This window comes from Streptomyces spectabilis, from assembly GCF_008704795.1.
In the GTDB taxonomy this organism is placed as follows: Bacteria; Actinomycetota; Actinomycetes; order Streptomycetales; family Streptomycetaceae; genus Streptomyces; species Streptomyces spectabilis.
On record NZ_CP023690.1, the window covers coordinates 6,742,633 to 6,761,735 of the forward strand.

17 protein-coding genes are annotated in these 19,103 nt (G+C 71.5%); 13 read left to right on the forward strand and 4 right to left on the reverse strand.

Annotated features, from left to right (window positions below; all coding sequences use genetic code 11):
* Positions 1–34: 34 nt before the first annotated feature.
* The 8 genes from recG (at position 35) to mutM (ending at position 7,473) form a co-directional block, all read left to right on the forward strand.
* Positions 35–2,272, forward strand: a complete 2,238-nt coding sequence (gene recG, locus CP982_RS29735) for an ATP-dependent DNA helicase RecG (protein ID WP_150513283.1) — start codon at positions 35–37, stop codon at positions 2,270–2,272.
* 99 nt (positions 2,273–2,371) lie between these two features.
* Positions 2,372–2,965, forward strand: coding sequence for a 16S rRNA (guanine(966)-N(2))-methyltransferase RsmD (gene rsmD / locus CP982_RS29740; protein WP_150513284.1), 594 nt, complete (start codon positions 2,372–2,374; stop codon positions 2,963–2,965).
* A gap of 26 nt (positions 2,966–2,991) precedes the next feature.
* Positions 2,992–3,471 carry a pantetheine-phosphate adenylyltransferase gene (gene coaD, locus CP982_RS29745; protein ID WP_184925237.1) on the forward strand — a complete coding sequence of 160 codons (480 nt, stop codon included), beginning with the start codon at positions 2,992–2,994 and terminating at the stop codon, positions 3,469–3,471.
* 58 nt (positions 3,472–3,529) lie between these two features.
* Complete coding sequence (locus tag CP982_RS29750; protein WP_150513285.1) at positions 3,530–4,639, forward strand: F0F1 ATP synthase subunit B; 1,110 nt, start codon at positions 3,530–3,532, stop codon at positions 4,637–4,639.
* Positions 4,640–4,804: 165 nt separating this feature from the next.
* On the forward strand, positions 4,805–5,479 hold the full coding sequence (locus CP982_RS29755; RefSeq protein WP_150515768.1) for a YceD family protein: 675 nt from the start codon (positions 4,805–4,807) through the stop codon (positions 5,477–5,479).
* A 2-nt stretch (positions 5,480–5,481) separates the two neighbouring features.
* Positions 5,482–5,655, forward strand: coding sequence for a 50S ribosomal protein L32 (rpmF, locus tag CP982_RS29760; protein ID WP_030676011.1), 174 nt, complete (start codon positions 5,482–5,484; stop codon positions 5,653–5,655).
* Between the two features lie 7 nt (positions 5,656–5,662).
* Positions 5,663–6,472: a ribonuclease III gene (gene rnc / locus CP982_RS29765; protein ID WP_170316508.1), complete on the forward strand. Its 810-nt coding sequence runs from the start codon at positions 5,663–5,665 to the stop codon at positions 6,470–6,472.
* 134 nt (positions 6,473–6,606) lie between these two features.
* Entirely contained in the window at positions 6,607–7,473 is an 867-nt protein-coding gene (gene mutM / locus CP982_RS29770; RefSeq protein WP_144321164.1) for a bifunctional DNA-formamidopyrimidine glycosylase/DNA-(apurinic or apyrimidinic site) lyase, read from the forward strand.
* Here the strand turns inward: mutM and CP982_RS29775 are convergent.
* The gene (locus tag CP982_RS29775) at positions 7,440–7,853 is read right to left on the reverse strand and encodes a winged helix-turn-helix transcriptional regulator (RefSeq protein ID WP_150513286.1); all 414 of its coding nucleotides are present in this window, start codon (positions 7,851–7,853) and stop codon (positions 7,440–7,442) included. The two genes, mutM and CP982_RS29775, sit on opposite strands and share 34 nt — an antisense overlap.
* 132 nt (positions 7,854–7,985) lie before the next feature.
* Here CP982_RS29775 and CP982_RS29780 point away from each other — a divergent pair, with 132 nt between their 5' ends.
* Positions 7,986–8,579 carry a flavodoxin family protein gene (locus tag CP982_RS29780; RefSeq protein WP_150513287.1) on the forward strand — a complete coding sequence of 198 codons (594 nt, stop codon included), beginning with the start codon at positions 7,986–7,988 and terminating at the stop codon, positions 8,577–8,579.
* A gap of 51 nt (positions 8,580–8,630) precedes the next feature.
* Here the strand turns inward: CP982_RS29780 and CP982_RS29785 are convergent, their stop codons facing one another.
* Positions 8,631–9,668, reverse strand: coding sequence for a CAP domain-containing protein (locus CP982_RS29785; RefSeq protein WP_150513288.1), 1,038 nt, complete (start codon positions 9,666–9,668; stop codon positions 8,631–8,633).
* A 161-nt stretch (positions 9,669–9,829) separates the two neighbouring features.
* On the opposite strand from CP982_RS29785, the gene CP982_RS29790 reads away from it, so the two are divergent.
* The 4 genes from CP982_RS29790 (at position 9,830) to CP982_RS29805 (ending at position 16,313) form a co-directional block, all read left to right on the forward strand.
* Positions 9,830–10,111, forward strand: a complete 282-nt coding sequence (locus tag CP982_RS29790) for an acylphosphatase (RefSeq protein ID WP_144321168.1) — start codon at positions 9,830–9,832, stop codon at positions 10,109–10,111.
* Between the two features lie 395 nt (positions 10,112–10,506).
* On the forward strand, positions 10,507–10,710 hold the full coding sequence (locus CP982_RS29795) for a hypothetical protein (RefSeq protein ID WP_030675993.1): 204 nt from the start codon (positions 10,507–10,509) through the stop codon (positions 10,708–10,710).
* Between the two features lie 360 nt (positions 10,711–11,070).
* On the forward strand, positions 11,071–14,631 hold the full coding sequence (gene smc, locus CP982_RS29800) for a chromosome segregation protein SMC (protein WP_150513289.1): 3,561 nt from the start codon (positions 11,071–11,073) through the stop codon (positions 14,629–14,631).
* 254 nt (positions 14,632–14,885) lie between these two features.
* Positions 14,886–16,313, forward strand: coding sequence for a sugar porter family MFS transporter (locus tag CP982_RS29805; protein ID WP_150513290.1), 1,428 nt, complete (start codon positions 14,886–14,888; stop codon positions 16,311–16,313).
* Here CP982_RS29805 and CP982_RS29810 read toward each other — a convergent pair.
* Positions 16,310–17,338, reverse strand: a complete 1,029-nt coding sequence (locus CP982_RS29810; protein WP_150513291.1) for an LLM class flavin-dependent oxidoreductase — start codon at positions 17,336–17,338, stop codon at positions 16,310–16,312. The two genes, CP982_RS29805 and CP982_RS29810, sit on opposite strands and share 4 nt — an antisense overlap.
* A 130-nt stretch (positions 17,339–17,468) precedes the next feature.
* Positions 17,469–18,929 carry a purine-cytosine permease family protein gene (locus tag CP982_RS29815; protein WP_150513292.1) on the reverse strand — a complete coding sequence of 487 codons (1,461 nt, stop codon included), beginning with the start codon at positions 18,927–18,929 and terminating at the stop codon, positions 17,469–17,471.
* Positions 18,930–19,103 lie beyond the last annotated feature (174 nt).

Genomic DNA, 19,103 nt, shown 5'->3' on the forward strand with positions numbered 1-19,103 from the left:
GCCCGGGCCCGGAATGTCAGTGGCGTGGTGTGCAATGGATCTCGTGCACGCGCTCCAAGAACCGCTGAAGAACGCCCTCGGCCAAGCCACCGCCAAGGTCATGGCCGAGCACCTCGACCTGCACACGGTGGGCGACCTGCTGCACCACTACCCCCGCCGCTACGCCGAGCGGGGCGAGCTCACCCGCCTCTCCGACCTCCCGCTGGACGAGCACGTCACGGTCGTGGCCCAGGTGGCGACCGCCCGCGTACTGAAGTTCAACGCGGGCCGTGGCCAGCGCCTGGAGGTGACGATCACGGACGGCAGCGGCCAGCTCCAGCTCGTCTTCTTCGGCCGGGGCATCCACAAGCCGCACAAGGACCTGCTCCCCGGCACGCGCGCGATGTTCGCGGGCAAGGTCTCCGTCTTCAACCACAAGACGCAGCTCGCCCACCCCGCGTACGAACTGCTGCGTGCCGACGCCGAGTCCGCGGCCGAGGCGGTGGACTCCTGGGCGGGCGCGCTCATCCCGATCTACCCGGCCACCGCGAAGCTGGAGTCGTGGAAGATCGCCAAGTCGATCGACGCGGTGCTGCCGAGCGCCCGGGAGGCCCTGGACCCGCTGCCCCCGAGCCTGCGCGACGGCCGCGGCCTCATCCCGCTCCCCGAAGCCCTCCTCAAGATCCACCGCCCGCACTCGAAGGCGGACATCGCGACGGCCCGCGACCGTCTGAAGTGGGACGAGGCGTTCGTCCTCCAGGTCGCCCTGGCCCGCCGCCGCTTCGCGGACGCCCAGCTGCCCGCGGTCGCCCGCAGACCCCGCCCGGACGGCCTCCTGGACGCCTTCGACGCCAAGCTCCCCTTCGAGCTCACGGACGGCCAGCGCACCGTCTCCGGCGAGATCTTCGCCGACCTGGCCACGGAGCACCCCATGCACCGCCTCCTCCAGGGAGAGGTCGGTTCGGGAAAGACAATGGTGGCGCTGCGCGCCATGCTCGCCGTCGTGGACGCCGGGGGCCAGGCCGCGATGCTCGCGCCCACCGAGGTGCTCGCCCAGCAGCACCACCGCTCGGTCACCGAGATGATGGGGGAGCTGGCCGAGGGCGGCATGCTCGGGGGCTCCGAGCACGCCACCAAGGTCACGCTGCTGACCGGGTCCATGGGCGCGGCCGCGCGGCGGCAGGCGCTGCTCGACCTGGTCACGGGCGAGGCGGGGATCGTCATTGGGACGCACGCGCTGATCGAGGACAAGGTGCAGTTCCACGACCTGGGCCTGGTCGTGGTCGACGAGCAGCACCGGTTCGGCGTGGAGCAGCGCGACGCCCTGCGCGGCAAGGGCAAGCAGCCCCCGCACCTGCTGGTGATGACGGCGACGCCCATCCCGCGCACGGTCGCGATGACGGTCTTCGGCGACCTGGAGACCTCCGTGCTCGACCAGCTGCCCGCCGGGCGCTCGCCGATCTCCAGCCATGTCGTACCGGCCCAGGACAAGCCGCACTTCCTCGCCCGCGCGTGGGAACGCGTCCGCGAGGAGGTGGAGAACGGCCACCAGGCGTACGTGGTCTGCCCCCGCATCGGCGACGACGAGGACGAGAAGGACGCCTCCCCGAAGAAGGGCAAGGGCAAGAAGAAGTCTCCCGAGGCGGAGGCCGAGGCAGCGGCGGCGGAGGCGGAGAAGCGGCCTCCGCTCGCCGTCCTCGAGGTGGCCGAGCAGCTGGCCCGCGGCCCGCTCCAGGGCCTGCGGGTCGAGGTCCTGCACGGCCGCATGCAGCCCGACGACAAGGACGCGGTGATGCGCCGCTTCGCCGCCGGAGAGACCCACGTCCTGGTCGCCACGACGGTGATCGAGGTGGGGGTGAACGTGCCGAACGCGACGGCGATGGTGATCATGGACGCCGACCGCTTCGGCGTCTCCCAGCTGCACCAGCTCCGCGGCCGCGTCGGCCGCGGCTCCGCGCCCGGCCTGTGCCTGCTCGTCACCGACATGCCGGAGGCCAGCCCGGCCCGCGCCCGGCTGAACGCGGTGGCGTCGACCCTGGACGGCTTCGAGCTCTCCCGCATCGACCTGGAGCAGCGCCGGGAGGGCGATGTGCTCGGCCAGGCGCAGTCCGGCGTCCGCTCGTCGCTGCGGATGCTCGCCGTCATCGACGACGAGGAGATCATCGCGGCGGCCCGCGAGGAGGCGACCGCCGTGGTCGCCCGCGACCCCGACCTGGAGCACCTGCCCGAGCTCCGCACGGCCCTGGACGCCCTCCTGGACGCGGAGCGCGAGCAGTACCTCGACAAGGGATGACGCCCGGATACGACCTATCGTGAAGGCAGGCCCCACTCCGGGGCCCACCCCACGCCCCACCCCGGGCTCCCCTCGCAGCCGAAGGACGCAGACACCCAGATGACCCGCGTGATCGCCGGTACGGCCGGCGGACGCCGCCTCGCCGTTCCGCCGGGCAACGGCACCCGGCCCACATCGGACCGCGCCCGCGAAGGCCTGTTCTCCACCTGGCAGGCCCTCCAGGGCCCGCTCGACGGCGCCCGCGTCCTCGACCTGTACGCGGGCTCGGGAGCCGTCGCCCTGGAGGCCCTGTCCCGGGGCGCCGCGCACGCCCTGCTCGTCGAGGCCGACGCCCGCGCGGTGCGCACCATCCGGGACAACGTCCGGGCCCTCGGCCTGCCCGGCGCCGACGTGAGAGCGGGCAAAGCCGCTCAAGTCATCCGGGAAAGCGCCCCTACCGCCCCCTATGACCTGGTGTTTCTCGACCCCCCCTACGCGGTGGGAGATGACGATCTCCGGGAGATCCTGCTCACACTCCGCTCGGGAAGCTGGCTCGCGGACGACGCGCTCGTCACCGTTGAACGCAGTACGAGAGGCGGAGTTTTCGGCTGGCCCGACGGTTTCGAGGAACTGAGGTCCCGTCGCTACGGCGAAGGCACGTTTTGGTACGGTCGCGCCGCCTCTACGTGCGACGAACAAGAAATCGCGCCATGACCCGACCGGAGAGCGAGGGACTTCCGTTGCGCCGCGCCGTCTGTCCGGGGTCGTTCGACCCCATCACCAATGGACACCTGGACATCATCGCCCGCGCCTCCAAGCTGTACGACGTCGTGCACGTCGCGGTGATGATCAATCAGTCGAAGAAGGGCCTCTTCGAGATCGAGGAGCGCATCGACCTGATCCGTCAGGTCACCAGTGAGTTCGGCAACGTGGAAGTGGAGTCGTTCCACGGCCTGTTGGTGGACTTCTGCAAGGAGCGCGACATCCCGGCCATCGTGAAGGGCCTGCGCGCGGTCAGCGACTTCGACTACGAACTGCAGATGGCCCAGATGAACAACGGCCTCTCCGGCGTCGAGACGCTGTTCGTGCCCACCAACCCCGCCTACAGCTTCCTCTCCTCCTCGCTCGTCAAGGAGGTCGCGGCCTGGGGCGGCGACATCGCGCACCTCGTTCCCCCGGTCGTGCTCCAAGCCCTCAACAAGCGCCTCGCCAAGGGCTGATCAAGGGCTACAGTCGTCCCGTCCGTCTCCCAACCAGGTAGAGAGTGGCGAGCCCGCGGTGGACGTGCAGAAGAAGATCGACGAGATCGTCGAGGCGGTCGGCAGCGCCAAGTCGATGCCCATGTCCGCCTCCTGCGTGGTCAACCGCGCACAGCTCCTGTCGATGCTCGAGGAAGTGCGCCAGGCCCTGCCGGGCTCACTCGCCCAGGCCCAGGAGCTGATCGGCGGCCGTGAGCAGCTCGTCGAGCGGGCCCGCCAGGAGGCGGAGCAGATCATCGAGTCCGCGCACGCGGAGCGCGGCTCGCTGATCTCCGACACGGAGGTCGCGCGCCGCTCCCAGGGCGAGGCCGACCGCATCGTCGGCGAGGCCCGCCAGGACGCCGAGGAGATCCGCGCCGAGGCCGACGACTACGTGGACTCCAAGCTCGCCAACTTCGAGGTCGTCCTCACCAAGACCCTCGGCTCGGTCGGCCGCGGCCGCGAGAAGCTCCTCGGCACAGGCCCCGGCCTGGACGAGCACGGCTACGAGGACGAGGACGCCCCCCGGCGCAGCCACGACCCGGAGACGCTGCGCCGCGACGCCGACGCGTACGTGGACGCCAAGCTCGGCGCCTTCGAGGCCGTCCTCGCCAAGACCCTGGACGCCGTCGGCCGGGGCCGCCAGAAGCTCCAGGGCCGCGCCCCCGCGGCCGAACTGGGCGAGCTGGGCGAGCACGCGGGCTCCGAGCGCTCCGGGCGCACGGGCCACACCTCCGACGCCGACTTCCTCGCGGACCTCGCCGAGACCCCCGAGGCCCCCCGCGCCGGGAGCGCACCGGCCGCCCCTGGCGCCCCCGCCGCACCCCGCGTCCCCGCCCAGGAGCCGTACGCCCCGCCGCGCCCCGACCACCAGCCGGACCCGTACGCGTACGACCAGCGGGGTCAGTACGGCCACCAGGACCCGTACGCCCGGCAGGACCAGTACGCCTACCAGCAGCCGTACGGCCAGCAGGATCCGTACGGCTATCCCCAGGATCCGTACGCGTACCAGCGGCAGGACTACGCCCCGCAGCAGGCGCAGGACTACGGCCAGCAGGGCCCCGCCCCCGCCGTGCTCGACGAGACCAGCCTCTTCGACACCACGATGATCAGCGCGGAGCAGCTGCGCCAGTACGAGCAGGGGCGCTAGGGCCCCTCGCGCCCGGGTCCGGCCGGTTCGCCGGGGCCGGATTGGGACGAGAGCGAATGGTCCAGTATCCTGGCTCTTCGGTCGCGCTATGTCCGCGATCTGCGCTGCCCGCTCAGGCCTCGGTTCCGAGGCGTCCGCGTGGTGGCCCCCTTGCCTCATCCCAGGATCTCGAAAGCAGGAAAAGCCCTGAGTACGCGCCTCGACCACCGCAACCCCCTCGTGTTCGACACGCACGAGCTGGGCCGGCGTCCCGGTGCCATGCAGCGGCTGACCCGCACCATCGACGCTCCCGGCGCCCCGGCGCCGTTCGGTGTCGAAGGTGTCATCGGAGTGCCCGAGGGCGCTCCGGTGGAGCTTGAGGTCCGCCTGGAGTCGGTCATGGAAGGGGTGCTTGTCACAGGCACCGCCCGTGCATCGGCCAAGGGGGAGTGCGTAAGGTGTCTGGAGCCGCTCGAGCAGGAGCTCGACGCGGACTTCCAGGAGATGTTCTCGTACCCTGACGCCGACGACCGGGGCCGCGCTGCGGAACCGGCCGACGACGCCGAGGAAGACGAGGACAGGCTCTTGCTCGAGGACGGCATGTTCGACCTCGAGCCCGTGCTGCGTGACGCGGTAGTGCTCGCACTGCCGATGCAGCCGGTGTGCCAGGAAGACTGTGAGGGTCTGTGCTCCGAATGCGGGGCGCGGCTCACGGACGACCCGGACCACCACCACGACGCCGTCGACATCCGTTGGGCGGCACTGCAGGGACTCGCCGATTCCATCAAGGGCGGCGAGAAGGACGAGATGAGCGGCGGCGCGCCTCGATCAGCGCACGCCGACGAGAAGCAGGAGAAGTAGCCGTGGCTGTTCCGAAGCGGAAGATGTCGCGCAGCAACACGCGCCACCGCCGGTCGCAGTGGAAGGCTGCGGTCACCCCCCTGGTTTCGTGTGAGCGTTGCCAGGAGCCGAAGCAGCAGCACATCGCGTGCCCGAGCTGCGGCACCTACAACAAGCGCCAGGTCCTCGAGGTCTGAGCGGCTGGTGAGAGGCGCTGTGTCTAGCCCTAAGAAGGCGGAAGACGCCAAGATGGCAGACAGCAACAACGCGGCCTCGCCCCACACGCTTCTGGAAGGGCGGCTCGGGTATCAGCTCGAGTCCGCCCTTCTGGTGCGTGCGCTGACCCACCGTTCGTACGCGTACGAGAACGGCGGTCTGCCGACGAACGAGCGCCTGGAGTTCCTCGGGGACTCCGTACTCGGCCTCGTCGTCACGGACACGCTGTACCGCACCCACCCGGACCTGCCCGAAGGCCAGCTGGCCAAGTTGCGGGCCGCGGTGGTCAACTCGCGTGCGCTTGCGGAGGTGGGCCGCGGGCTCGAACTCGGCTCCTTCATCCGGCTCGGCCGGGGCGAAGAGGGCACGGGCGGCCGGGACAAGGCATCCATCCTCGCCGACACCCTTGAAGCGGTGATCGGCGCGGTCTATCTCGATCAGGGTCTCGACGCGGCGAGCGAGCTGGTGCACCGGCTCTTCGATCCGCTCATCGAGAAGTCCTCGAACCTCGGTGCCGGCCTGGACTGGAAGACCAGCCTCCAGGAGCTCACCGCGATGGAGAGCCTCGGCGTGCCCGAGTACCTCGTCTCGGAGAGCGGACCGGACCACGAGAAGACCTTCACCGCTGCCGCCCGCGTCGGAGGCGTCTCGTACGGCACCGGCACCGGCCGCAGCAAGAAGGAAGCGGAACAGCAGGCCGCGGAGTCCGCGTGGCGTGCGATCCGCGCGGCCGCCGACGAGCGTGCCAAGGCGGGCGAGGACGACGGCCCGTCGTCATCGGACGCCGCGACCGCCTGACATCCAGGCTCTGCCGCACCCCCGCAGGACCCCGGTCCTGCGGGGGTGCGCTGTTGTCGGCTCCCCCCGGCGGCGGCCCCGCGCCCGCGCGGTACGCTGCCCGGACCATCAGCGCGTCCCACCCGAGGAGTGCCGTGCCCGAGCTGCCCGAGGTAGAGGTCGTGCGGCGGGGTCTCGCGCGCTGGGTGGCGGACCGGACCGTCGCCGACGTGGACGTGCTGCACCCGCGCGCCGTGCGGCGGCACATCGCGGGCGCGGACGACTTCGCGCACCGTCTCAAGGGGCACCGCATCGGCGCCCCGAGCCGCCGCGGCAAGTATCTGTGGCTGCCGGTCGAGGACACCGGCAGCGCCGTGCTCGCCCATCTGGGCATGAGCGGGCAGCTGCTCGTGAAGACGCAAGAGGCCCCGGACGAGAAGCACTTGAGGATCCGGGTCCGCTTCGACGACTCGGTCGGCACGGAGCTGCGCTTCGTCGACCAGCGCACCTTCGGCGGCCTCTCGCTGCACGACACCACCCCGGACGGCCTGCCCGACGTCATCGCGCACATCGCCCGCGACCCGCTGGACGAGCGCTTCGACGCCGACGCCTTCCACCACGCACTGCGCCGCAGCCGTACGACGATCAAGCGCGCGCTCCTGAACCAGTCGCTGATCAGCGGCGTCGGCAACATCTACGCGGACGAGGCGCTCTGGCGCGCCAGGCTGCACTACGAGCGCCCCACCGCCACCTTCACCCGCCCGCGCACGAGCGAACTCCTCGGTCACGTACGGGACGTGATGAACGCCGCACTCGCCGTCGGCGGCACCAGCTTCGACAGCCTCTACGTGAACGTGAACGGGGAGTCCGGGTACTTCGACCGGTCCCTCGACGCGTACGGCCGCGAGGGCGAGCCGTGCCGCCGGTGCGGCACGCCGATGCGCAGGCGGCCCTGGATGAACCGCTCCAGCTACTTCTGCCCCCGCTGTCAGCGCCCGCCCAGGCCGTCGCGGCTGTCATAGGCCCGCTGGGCCTCGCCGACGGTGTCCTGGGCGCTCTCCACGAAGTGGATGAGCGTCAGCAGGCGCTCGGCGATCTGCCCGCCGAGCGGGGTGAGCCGGTAGTCCACGCGCGGCGGGTTGGTGGGCTGCGCCTCGCGGTGCACCAACCCGTCCCGCTCCAGGGCGTGCAGGGTCTGCGACAGCATCTTCTCGCTCACGCCGTCGACGCGGCGGCGCAGTTCGTTGAACCGGAACGTGCCGTCGTGCAGCGCGCCGAGCGTCAGCGCGCCCCAGCGTCCCGTGACGTGCTCGAGCGTGGTCCGCGAGGGACAGTTCCGGGCGAAGACGTCGTACGCCAGATCCGGATCGGAGGCCGTCTCGACGGGTGCGGTGGAGTCCATACCACAAGCGTACTCGGACGCAGCGCTAGCCATGAGATTGCGCTAACCAAAAGTTAGTGCTTTCCTTGGCGCAGCGGTGAGCACCTGGGTGCCGCCGTCGTCCCCGCACACGCCCACCCGAGGAGCACCCCCATGTCCGCAAGCCCCGTCGTCGCGATCGCCTACCACTCCGGCTTCGGCCACACCGCCGTCGTCGCCGAGGCCGTGCGCGCCGGTGCCGCCGACGCCGGTGCCACCGTGCACCTGGTCAAGGTCGACGAGATCACCGAGGCCCAGTGGGAGCTCCTGGACTCCGCCGACGCGATCGTCTTCGGCTCGCCCACCTACATGGGCACCGCGTCGGGCGCCTTCCACGTCTTCGCGGAGGCCTCCTCCAAGCGCTGGTTCACCCGCGCCTGGCAGGACAAGATCGCCGCCGGCTTCACCAACTCGGCCTCCAAGAGCGGCGACAAGCTGCACACGCTCCAGTACTTCCAGACGCTCGCCGCGCAGCAGGGCATGCACTGGGTGAACCTCGGCCTGTTCCCGGGCTGGAACTCCTCCACGGGCTCCGAGAACGACCTCAACCGCCTGGGCTTCTTCGCCGGTGCCGCCGCCCAGACCAACTCCGACGAGGGCCCGGAGGCCGTGCACAAGGCGGACATCGCCACGGCCGAGCACCTCGGCCGCCGCGTCACGGAGACCACGCGCGCCTTCACGGCGGGCCGCGCGGCCGTCGCGGCCTGAGGTCAGAGGTCTTAAGAGGTCAGGGGCCGGGGGCCGGGGACCCGCGGGTCCTCAGAAGCCGAAGTCCTGCGTCCACCACGGGCCGCCGGGCGCGAAGTGGGCGCCGACGCCGAGGGTCTTGTAGTCGCAGTTGAGGATGTTCGCCCGGTGGCCCGGGCTGTTCATCCACGCGTCCATCACGGCCTGGGCGTCGGCCTGGCCGCGGGCGATGTTCTCCCCGCCGAGGTCCTTGATCCCGGCCTTCTCGGCGCGGTCCCACGGGGTCGCGCCGTCCGGGTCGGTGTGCGCGAAGAAGCCGCGCTCGGCCATGTCCGCGCTGAACCCCTCGGCGAGCGCGGCGAGCCGGTCGTCCGCGGTCACGGGGCGGCAGCCCACCTTGGCGCGCTCCTCGTTGACCAGCGCGAGCACCTGGGCCTCGGCGGAGCTGTCACCCGTGGACGGCTCGGGCCGCGGGGCGGGCGGCGTGGGCTTCGGCTCCTCGGCGCGCGGCGGCGCGGGCTGGGTCGGCTCCTTGTCCGGGGCCTCGTCGCGGCCGGCCCGGTCGGCGCCGTCCCGCTGCTTGTCCTTGTCCTTGCCCTTGTCCTGGGACGGCTCGGCCGCGGGCTGCTTCGACGGCTTCGCGGACGGCTTGCCGCTGGACGCCGAGGGCACCGGGGCCGGGGCCTCGGCGCGGCCGGTGCCGGGCGTCGGCGACGGGCCGCGCCCGGCGGCACCGGAGCCGCCGCCCTGCGGGTCGAGGGCCGAGGGGGAGCTGGCGGAGCGGATGGCGCCGGCGTCGTCGCCCCCGCCGAAGGAGTAGGTGTCGCCACCGGGCAGCAGCCCCGAGGCGACCGCGACGGCACCCATGGCGACGGCGGCGGAGACTCCGAGGAGCCCGGTGCGCACCGGCGCGGCCGCACGGCCCTTGCGACGGTGCGAGCGCGGCCGGGGCGGGTCCCCGGCATCGACGGTGCTGTCGGGGCCGTAGGTGTAGAACGGGCCCACCGGGGTATCGGGGGAAGCAGAGGTGTCGGGGAAGTCGGACGGGTTCGCGTGCTCGGCACGGCCGGTGGCGGCGCGCCCGGCGGCGGAGCGTCGGTGGCGTCCCATGTCCTGGCCTTTCGTCGAGACGCCCGGTGATGTGCCCCGGCGTCGTCCTGACGGTCCACGTGACTCGCCCGTACGGGTGAGGCGCGTCGAGTCGCGACTGTACGCGATGGCGCAAGGGGGCGAAGTGCTCCCTGGGCAATTGGCCGGTTAGCGTGCACGTCATGAACGAAGAAGTCCGGCTCACCGCCTGGGTGCGCGGCCGTGTGCAAGGCGTGGGATTCCGCTGGTTCACGCGGGCCAGGGCCCTGGAGATCGGCGGCCTGAGTGGTTTTGCTCTCAATCTCGACGACGGCCGTGTACAAGTGGTGGCCGAGGGCCCCCGAGCCGGGTGCGAGGCGCTCCTCGACTGGCTCCTGAAGGGCGACACTCCCGGCAGGGTGGACGGTGTGACTGAGATCTGGGACACGCCGCGGGGCGGCTACGACTCGTTCGCGATTCGCTGACGCGGCACCCCGGCGGGGCCGTCACACCCACGGTTCCGCTGGGGTCCCGGCGGTCGTCCGGGGCAAAAAAGGCCTGGTGATTGCCAAGAAGCCCTTGCCGTGGCAGGCTCCGCGGGTAAGGATGATCTCCACACCCCCAGGGCCCCGAAGGAGAAGCGCCGCAGCGGGTTCGACCGCCGTGCGCCACCGGGTTGCCCGTCAATACGGGGTGTGATCGTGTTGACCGTCAAACTTTTTGGTGAGACGCTGGAAGCCCCGCGCATCCTCGCTGTTTGGCATGTGAGAACGGCCAAGTAAGACCCAGCAAGAACTGAAGAGTGCCAAGCACCGCGGGTGCGATTCCCTCACGACCCACACCGATTCGGTCGGTCACTCAGTGTGGAGGACCATCCATCATGGCAAAGGCGCTTCTCGGTTACGTCGGCGGCAGCGACCCGCGACTTCTCGCCGAGATGCGACGGCTCCAGCAGCGCGTCCAGGACCTGGAATCCGAGCTGGTCAGGATCCAGGCGGAGAACGACGCGCTGACGGCTGCCGCTTCTCACGAATCGCTCCTGGAGAGCATCGACGTACCCCAGGCGGAGCCTGCGCTCACCTGACCCACGCCACCCCGGGCACCCGGCACTCCGCGCGTACCTGTGACGCAGTCCCGCGTATCACCGCATACGCGGGAATCGCGGAGCGGTCGCACGCCCGGTGCGACGTGGCCAAGATGCCCGTATCAACCGCATGACCCAAGAGCTCTGCCTCAAGAGATCTGCAAGGGACGCTTCGGCGTCCCTTCTTTCTTTGGTCCAGCGGTCCCGCTCCGGACGAACGGTCAAGCCGTGCCCTGGACTTGGCCGTTCGGACCCCGGTGCGAGGCCCCGCGTTAACTCTGATGTGCCCTGCACCTTCCTCCATGAAACGGCCCGCACGTTCCCTCGGTGAACTCGCGGCGAAAGGTAGAGTCCAGCGGCGTGCACCTCAAGGCCCTGACACTGCGCGGCTTCAAGTCCTTCGCGTCCGCCACGACACTGAAGTTCGAGCCGGGCATCACCTGCGTCGTCGGACCCAACGGATCCGGCAAGTCCAACGTCGTGGACGCGCTGAGCTGGGTCATGGGCGAGCAGGGCGCCAAGTCGCTGCGCGGCGGCAAGATGGAGGACGTGATCTTCGCGGGCACCACGGGCCGCCCGCCGCTCGGCCGCGCCGAGGTCTCCCTCACCATCGACAACTCCGACGGCGCGCTGCCCATCGAGTACGCCGAGGTCACCATCACGCGGATCATGTTCCGCAACGGCGGCAGCGAGTACCAGATCAATGGCGATACGTGCCGTCTGCTCGACATCCAGGAGCTGCTCTCCGACTCCGGCATCGGCCGCGAGATGCACGTCATCGTCGGGCAGGGCCAGCTCGACTCCGTGCTGCACGCCGACCCCATGGGCCGCCGCGCCTTCATCGAGGAGGCCGCGGGCGTCCTCAAGCACCGCAAGCGCAAGGAGAAGGCGCTGCGGAAGCTGGACGCGATGCAGGCCAACCTCGCCCGGGTGCAGGACCTCACCGACGAACTGCGCCGCCAGCTCAAGCCGCTCGGGCGGCAGGCGGCCGTGGCGCGCCGCGCCGCCGTCATCCAGGCCGACCTGCGGGACGCCCGCCTGCGGCTGCTCGCCGACGACCTGGTGCGGCTGCGCGAGGCCCTGAACACCGAGGTCGCCGACGAGGCCGCGCTCAAGGCCCGCAGGGACACCGCCGAGGCGGAGCTGAAGGCCGCCCTGACGCGCGAGGCCCGGCTCGAGGACGAGGTGCGGCAGCTCACGCCGCGCCTCCAGCGCGCCCAGCAGACCTGGTACGAGCTGTCGCAGCTGGCCGAGCGGGTGCGCGGCACCGTCTCGCTCGCCGACGCCCGGGTCACCAGCGCCACCGCCGCGCCCGCCGAGGAGCGGCGCGGCCGCGACCCGGAGGACATGGAGCGCGAGGCCGCCCGCGTCCGCGAGCAGGAGGCCGAGCTGGAAGCCGCCCTGGAGGCCGCCCAGCACGCCCTCGACGACACCGTCGGGCACCGCGCCGACCTGGAGCGGGAGCTCGCCGCCGAGGAGCGGCGACTGAAGGACGTGGCGCGGGCGATCGCCGATCGGCGCGAGGGCCTCGCGCGGCTCGGCGGGCAGGTCAATGCCGCGCGCTCGCGGGCCGCGTCCGCGCAGGCCGAGATCGACCGGCTCGCGGTGGCGCGCGACGAGGCACAGGAGCGGGCCGTCGCCGCGCAGGAGGAGTACGAGCAGCTCAAGGCCGAGGTGGACGGGCTCGACGCGGGCGACGCGGAGCTCGGTGAGCGGCACGAGGAGGCCCGCCGGGCGCTCGCCGACGCCGAGGCCGCGCTGACGGCGGCCCGGGAGGCGGCCACCGCCGCGGAGCGGAAGCGGGCCGCCGTCGCCGCCCGGCACGAGGCGCTCGCGCTCGGCCTGCGCCGCAAGGACGGCTCGGGCGCGCTGCTCGCCGCCGAGGACCGGCTCACCGGTCTGCTCGGCCCCGCGGCCGAACTCCTCTCCGTCGCGCCGGGCTTCGAGGTGCCGGTGGCGGCGGCGTTCGGCGCGGCGGCGGACGCCATCGCCGTCACGACGCCCGCGTCCGCAGCAGAAGCGATCCGCCTGCTGCGCAAGCAGGACGCGGGCCGCGCCGCACTGCTGCTCGCGGGGGCCGCCGACACCGAGGAGGCCGCCCCCGAGGCCGTGGGCGACGGGCCGCCCCGTGCCGCCGACCTCGTGCGCGGCCCCGCCGAACTGCTGCCCGCCGTGCGGCGGCTGCTGCGCGGGATCGTCGTCGTCGGCACCCTGGAGGACGCCGAGGACCTGGTGTACGCGCACCCGGAGCTGACCGCCGTCACCGCGGAGGGCGATCTGCTCGGGGCGCACTTCGCGCAGGGCGGGTCCGCGGGCGCGCCCAGCCTCCTCGAAGTGCAGGCCTCGGTGGACGAGGCCGCCGCCGAACTGGAGGAACTCGGCGGACGCTGCACGGAGTTGGCCCAGGAGCAGCGGGCCGCCGACGAGCGGCGCCGGGAGTGCGCCGCGCTCGTGGAGGAGCTGGGGGAGCGGCGGCGCGCCGCCGACCGGGAGAAGTCCGCCGTCGCCCAGCGGCTCGGCAGCCTCGCGGGCCAGTCTCGGGGTGCCGCCGGTGAGGCCGAGCGGTCCGCCGCGGCCGCCGCCAAGGCCCAGGACGCCCTGGAGAAGGCGCGGCTCGACGTCGAGGAGCTGGCCGAACGGCTCGCCGTGGCCGAGGAGATGCCGGCGGACGAGGAGCCGGACACCGGGGTGCGCGACCGGCTCGCCGCCGACGGCGCCAACGCGCGGCAGACCGAGATGGAGGCCCGCCTCCAGGTCCGTACGCACGAGGAGCGGGTCAAGGGGCTCGCCGGGCGCGCCGAATCCCTTGACCGGGCCGCCCGCGCCGAGCGTGAGGCACGCGCGCGTGCGGAGCGGCACCGGGCCAGGCTGCGGCACGAGGCCGCGGTCGCCGGGGCCGTCGCGTCCGGCGCCCGCCAGCTGCTCGCGCACGTCGAGGTGTCCCTGGCCCGGGCCGACCAGGAGCGGGCGGCGGCCGAGCGGGCCAGGGAGGTGCGCGAGCGGGACCTCGCCGCCGCGCGGAACCGGGGGCGCGATCTCAAGGCGGAGCTCGACAAACTGACGGATTCGGTTCACCGGGGCGAGGTACTCGGCGCGGAGAAGCGGCTGCGGATCGAGCAGCTGGAGACCAAGGCGCTGGAGGAGCTCGGTGTGGAACCGGCGGGGCTCGTGGCCGAGTACGGGCCCGATCAGCTCGTGCCGCCCTCGCCCGCCGCCGAGGGCGAGGAGCTGCCCGAGGACCCGGCGCACCCTCGCAACCAGCCGCGGCCCTACGCCCGTGCCGAGCAGGAGAAGCGGCTGAGGTCAGCCGAACGGGCGTACCAGCAGTTGGGGAAGGTCAATCCGCTCGCCCTCGAGGAGTTCGCGGCCTTGGAGGAGCGGCACAAGTTCCTCTCCGAGCAGCTGGAGGACCTGAAGAAGACCCGCGCCGATCTCCTCCAGGTGGTGAAGGAGGTCGACGAGCGCGTCGAGCAGGTCTTCACCGAGGCCTACCGGGACACGGCCCGGGAGTTCGAGGGGGTCTTCAGCAGGCTCTTCCCGGGTGGCGAGGGACGGCTGATCCTGACCGATCCCGACAACATGCTCGCCACGGGCGTCGACGTCGAGGCCCGCCCGCCCGGCAAGAAGGTCAAGCGGCTCTCGCTGCTCTCCGGCGGCGAGCGGTCCCTTACGGCCGTGGCGCTGCTCGTGTCGATCTTCAAGGCCCGGCCCAGCCCGTTCTATGTGATGGACGAGGTGGAGGCGGCGCTCGACGACACCAACCTCCAGCGGCTCATCCGCATCATGGAGGAGCTCCAGGAGGCCTCGCAGCTCATCGTGATCACGCACCAGAAGCGCACGATGGAGGTCGCGGACGCGCTGTACGGCGTCTCGATGCAGGGCGACGGCGTGTCCAAGGTGATCAGCCAGCGGCTGCGCTGAGCCGCGCGCCCGGAGCGCCCCGAGGCCCGCGCCGGGCCTCTTCTTGATCAACTTCATTTCGCTTCAACTCTTGAAGTCAAGGTGTGACCAGTGATGATTCAACTGGTTGTTAACGAACTATTGACTTCGAAACTTGAAGGCATAGTCTCTGCAACGTTGCTTTTACCTTCAGGTGGTGGGCGGCGTGAAGTTGTGCGCCACTTGAAGTGCTCGCCCCCACCCCGGCAGCGACGCCGGTGGCCCGAGGAGTACACGTGACCAGCACAGCGCAGCCGCCGACACCACGGGCCCGGGAGGCCCACCCGGACCATCTCGGCCATGTCATCTTCATCACGGCGGCAGCCGCGATGGGCGGATTCCTGTTCGGCTACGACAGTTCGGTGATCAACGGCGCCACCGTCGCCATTCAGCACCGGTTCGACGTGGACGCCAACCTGCTCGGCTGGATCATCGCCACCGCGCTGCTCGGCTGCGCCGTCGGTGCCGCCGTCGCCGGCCGCGTCGCGGACCGGATCGGCCGCATCCGGGTCATGCAGATCGCCGCGGTCCTCTTCGCCGCCAGCGCCGTCGGCTCGGCCCTGCCGTTCGCCGCCTGGGACCTGACGGTGTGGCGCCTCATCGGCGGCATCGGCATCGGCATGGCCTCCGTGATCGGCCCGGCCTACATCGCCGAGGTCGCGCCGCCCGCCTACCGGGGCCGTCTCGCCTCCTTCCAGCAGGCCGCCATCGTCATCGGCATCGCCGTGTCGCAGCTGGTCAACTGGGGCATCCTGAACATGGCCGACGGCGACCAGCGCGGCAAGCTCGCCGGTCTGGAGGCCTGGCAGTGGATGCTCGGCGTCATGGTCGTCCCGGCGGTCCTCTACGGCCTGCTGTCCCTGGCGATCCCCGAGTCGCCGCGCTTCCTGATCTCCGTGGGCCGCGACGCCGAGGCCCGCGAGGTGCTCGCCGACGTCGAGGGCAAGGACGTCAACCTGGACCAGCGCATCGCGCAGATCAAGCTGGGCATGGACCGCGAGCACAAGTCCACGTTCAAGGACCTGCTCGGCGGCAGGGGCGGCTTCCTGCCGATCATCTGGATCGGCATCGGGCTCTCGGTCTTCCAGCAGCTCGTCGGCATCAACGTGATCTTCTACTACTCGAACCAGCTGTGGCAGTCGATCGGCAAGGACCCGTCCAGCTCGTTCCTGTACTCCTTCGAGACCTCGATCGTGAACATCGTCGGCACGGTGATCGCGATGGTCCTGGTCGACCGCATCGGCCGCAAGCCGCTCGCCCTGATCGGCTCCGCGGGCATGGCGGCGGCGCTGTTCACGATGGCGTGGGCGTTCTCGTACCGCAGCGGTTCCGGTGACGACGTCTCGCTGCCGCACGCGCAGGGTCTGGTCGCGATCATCGCCGCCAACGCCTTCGTGCTCTTCTTCGCCTTCTCCTGGGGCGTGGTGGTCTGGGTGCTCCTCGGCGAGATCTTCCCCAACCGCATCCGCGCCGCCGGTCTGGGTGTGGCCGCCTCCGCCCAGTGGCTCGCCAACTTCGCGATCACCAAGACCTTCCCGAGCATGTCCGAGTGGTCCCTGTCCGGCTCGTACGTCATCTACGGCGCCTTCGCGGCCCTCTCGATCCCCTTCGTCCTGAAGTTCGTCAAGGAGACGAAGGGCAAGACCCTGGAGGAGATGGGCTAAGACCCCGCTGCCCCCTCCTCCTGCGGAAAGCTGCCCCGGCTCAAGGACCCGACGTCCTTGAGCCGGGGCAGTACGCGTTCACCGAACAGACGCAGGCTGCGCCAGCCCTCGTCCACCGGCATCCCGCCGGCCAGCGGATGCAGTACGAGGCTCGGCGCGCCGCCCGCCGCGTGCGCCACGCACTCGTCCGGCGTGAGGATCCGGTACACGCCCTCCGCGCGCAGCTCCTCGACCGTCGTGGCCGCGGACCGCACCGCCGAGCGGACGCCGCCGGACTGCCAGGAGGCGTAGGCGCGCGCCTCGTGCAGGAAGTGGGTGCCGTACGCCGCCCAGGCGCGGTCCGGGTCCTCGGCCAGGTGCAGCAGCGGGGTCTCGGCGGCGGGCATCGTGGTCCAGCCCTCGGTGCCGTACTCCGCGAGCTTGCGCCGGTAGTACGCCTCCAGGTCCGGCAGGTGCGCGCTCGGGAAGAAGGGCAGGCCGAGCCGGGCCGCGCGGCGCGCCGCCGCCCGGGACGAGCCGCCCACCAGGAGCAGCGGGTGGGGCCGGGTGCCCGGGCGCGGGGTGACGCGCACGCCGCGGCCGCGGAAGGTGAACTCCTCGCCGGTCCAGGCCTTCAGGAGGGTCTCCAGGAGCTCGTCCTGGAGCGCGCCGCGCCGTGCCCAGTCGACGCCGAGGGCCGCGTACTCCTCGGGCCGGTAGCCGATGCCCGCCACCGTGACCAGGCGCCCGCCGCTGAGCAGGTCGAGCACGGCGATGTCCTCGGCGAGCCGCAGCGGGTCGTACAGCGGCCCGATGGCGGCCGAGACGGTCACCAGGACGCGCCGGGTCGCGCCGAACACCGCGCCCGCGAAGACGAACGGCGAGGGCAGCCAGTTGTTGGCGGCGCCGTGGTGCTCCTCGGTCTGGACGGTGGTGACGCCGCGGTCGTCGGCGTACGCGGCCATCTCCACGGCGGCCCGGTAGCGCGCGCCGAGCTCCCGCGACGCCGGGTCGACGAGGTTGAAGCGGACGACTGTGACGGGCATGCGCGACGTCCCCCTTCACCGGGGCCCGCCGAAGCGGCGGGCCCCGGTGAAGGGGGACGCTAGCTGACGTAGTGTCAGATGAACAGGGCCGGGCGGCGGTCGGTCCGCCGTCCGGGGCGGCCTCGGGGGATCACGCCTTGGCGGCGACCGGCTCGGCCTCGGCGGCCGGGGCCTTCGTGTCGCTCTCGGGGAGCGGCTGGCGCGGCAGGACCGCGTACAGCGCCGCGGCGACCAGGATCGTGACCAGCCAGCCGAGGCCGTTGCGCCCGATCCAGGACGTGGCCAGCGGGCCGCTGAACCAGTCGACCTTGGTGAAGAGCAGACCCACGACGAGCGCCACGGCCCAGGCGGCCATGGCCTGCCAGGCGAAGCCCGCCTTGTACCAGTAGACGCTGGTGCGCGTGGTGTCCATCAGGCCCTCGCCGTCGTACGTCTTGCGGCGCAGCATGTCGATGCCGAAGACGCCGATCCAGGCGGAGAACGCGACCGCGAGCAGGGTGAGGAAGGAGATGAACGAGCCCATGAAGCTCGTCGCCACGTTCATCAGGAGGTAGCCGAAGATCAGGCTGATGACGGCGTTCACGCTGACGGCCCATGCGCGCGGGACCTTGATGCCGAGGGTCATCGCGGTGAAGCCCGCCGAGTACATCGACATCGAGTTGATCAGGAGCATGCCGATCAGGGCCATGATCAGGTACGGCACGGCGATCCAGGTCGGCAGCAGGTCGCCGAGGAAGGCGACCGGGTCCTGCGCGGAGGACAGGCTCGGCGTGGAGACGGCCATGACGGCACCCATGAGGACCATCGGCACGACGACGATGGCGGCGCCGCCGACGGCGTGGCCGACCAGCGGCTTGCTCGGCGCCGTGCGCGGCAGATAGCGGGTGAAGTCCGGGCCGGTGGGGACCCAGCTGATGCCGCCCGCGGCGATGGTGCCGATGCCCGCGATCATCATCGCCGTGGAGCCCGCGGGCTTGTCGAAGACCTGGGACCAGTCGGTGTTCTTCAGGAGGTAGACGAGGACCAGGACGCTGAACGCGCCGAAGAGGTACGTCGACCACTGGCTGCACACGTGCAGGACCTTGCGGCCGAGGCCCGAGATGAGGAACGTGGCGGCGACGAAGGCGAGCAGCGTGATGACCTTCAGGGCCGTGTTCGCCTTCACGCCGAAGCAGATGTCGAGCACGGTGAGGATCGCGTACGCGCCCGTGACCGCGTTGATCGTCTCCCAGCCCCAGCGGGCGACCCAGATGAGCGAGCCGGGGAAGAGGTTGCCGCGCTGGCCGAAGACCGCGCGCGAGAGGGTCATGCCCGGCGAGCCGCCGCGCTTGCCCGCGATGGAGACCAGGCCCACCAGGCCGTAGCTCAGGACGGGCGAGACGAGCGCGACGACCAGGACCTGCCAGAAGTTCAGGTCGTTCGAGACGATGAGGCCCGCGCCCATGGTGAGCAGCAGAACGCTGATGTTGGCGGCGACCCAGGTGGGGAACAGCTCGCGGGTCCGGCCGTGGCGCTCGGAGTCGGGGACCGGCTCCAGACCCCTGGTCTCCAGGGCGCCTTCGTGTTCGGCGGTTTCGGCGGTGGTGCTCATGAGGGGGAGTTCCGTGCCTCTCGCTCGGCCTGCGTCGACGTTGTCGCAGCCGGTGGGGGTTTTCTTCGGATGGGACTCTACGCGCGTTGACGCAGCCTCTTCCATCGTACTTTAGTCCGAGTAATCCCGGCTAGTGGCCTATGTCTTTTGGAGGAAGACACAAGGGGGGCCCGT

What these genes read in the sequence shown, in the direction of transcription:
- recG (WP_150513283.1), top strand. Translation starts at nt 35, where the DNA reads ATGGATCTCGTGCACGCGCTCCAAGAACCGCTGAAGAACGCCCTCGGC.
- rsmD (WP_150513284.1), top strand. Translation starts at nt 2,372, where the DNA reads ATGACCCGCGTGATCGCCGGTACGGCCGGCGGACGCCGCCTCGCCGTT.
- CP982_RS29775 (WP_150513286.1), bottom strand. Translation starts at nt 7,853, where the DNA reads ATGGACTCCACCGCACCCGTCGAGACGGCCTCCGATCCGGATCTGGCG.
- CP982_RS29780 (WP_150513287.1), top strand. Translation starts at nt 7,986, where the DNA reads ATGTCCGCAAGCCCCGTCGTCGCGATCGCCTACCACTCCGGCTTCGGC.
- CP982_RS29785 (WP_150513288.1), bottom strand. Translation starts at nt 9,668, where the DNA reads ATGGGACGCCACCGACGCTCCGCCGCCGGGCGCGCCGCCACCGGCCGT.
- CP982_RS29790 (WP_144321168.1), top strand. Translation starts at nt 9,830, where the DNA reads ATGAACGAAGAAGTCCGGCTCACCGCCTGGGTGCGCGGCCGTGTGCAA.
- CP982_RS29795 (WP_030675993.1), top strand. Translation starts at nt 10,507, where the DNA reads ATGGCAAAGGCGCTTCTCGGTTACGTCGGCGGCAGCGACCCGCGACTT.
- CP982_RS29810 (WP_150513291.1), bottom strand. Translation starts at nt 17,338, where the DNA reads ATGCCCGTCACAGTCGTCCGCTTCAACCTCGTCGACCCGGCGTCGCGG.
- CP982_RS29815 (WP_150513292.1), bottom strand. Translation starts at nt 18,929, where the DNA reads ATGAGCACCACCGCCGAAACCGCCGAACACGAAGGCGCCCTGGAGACC.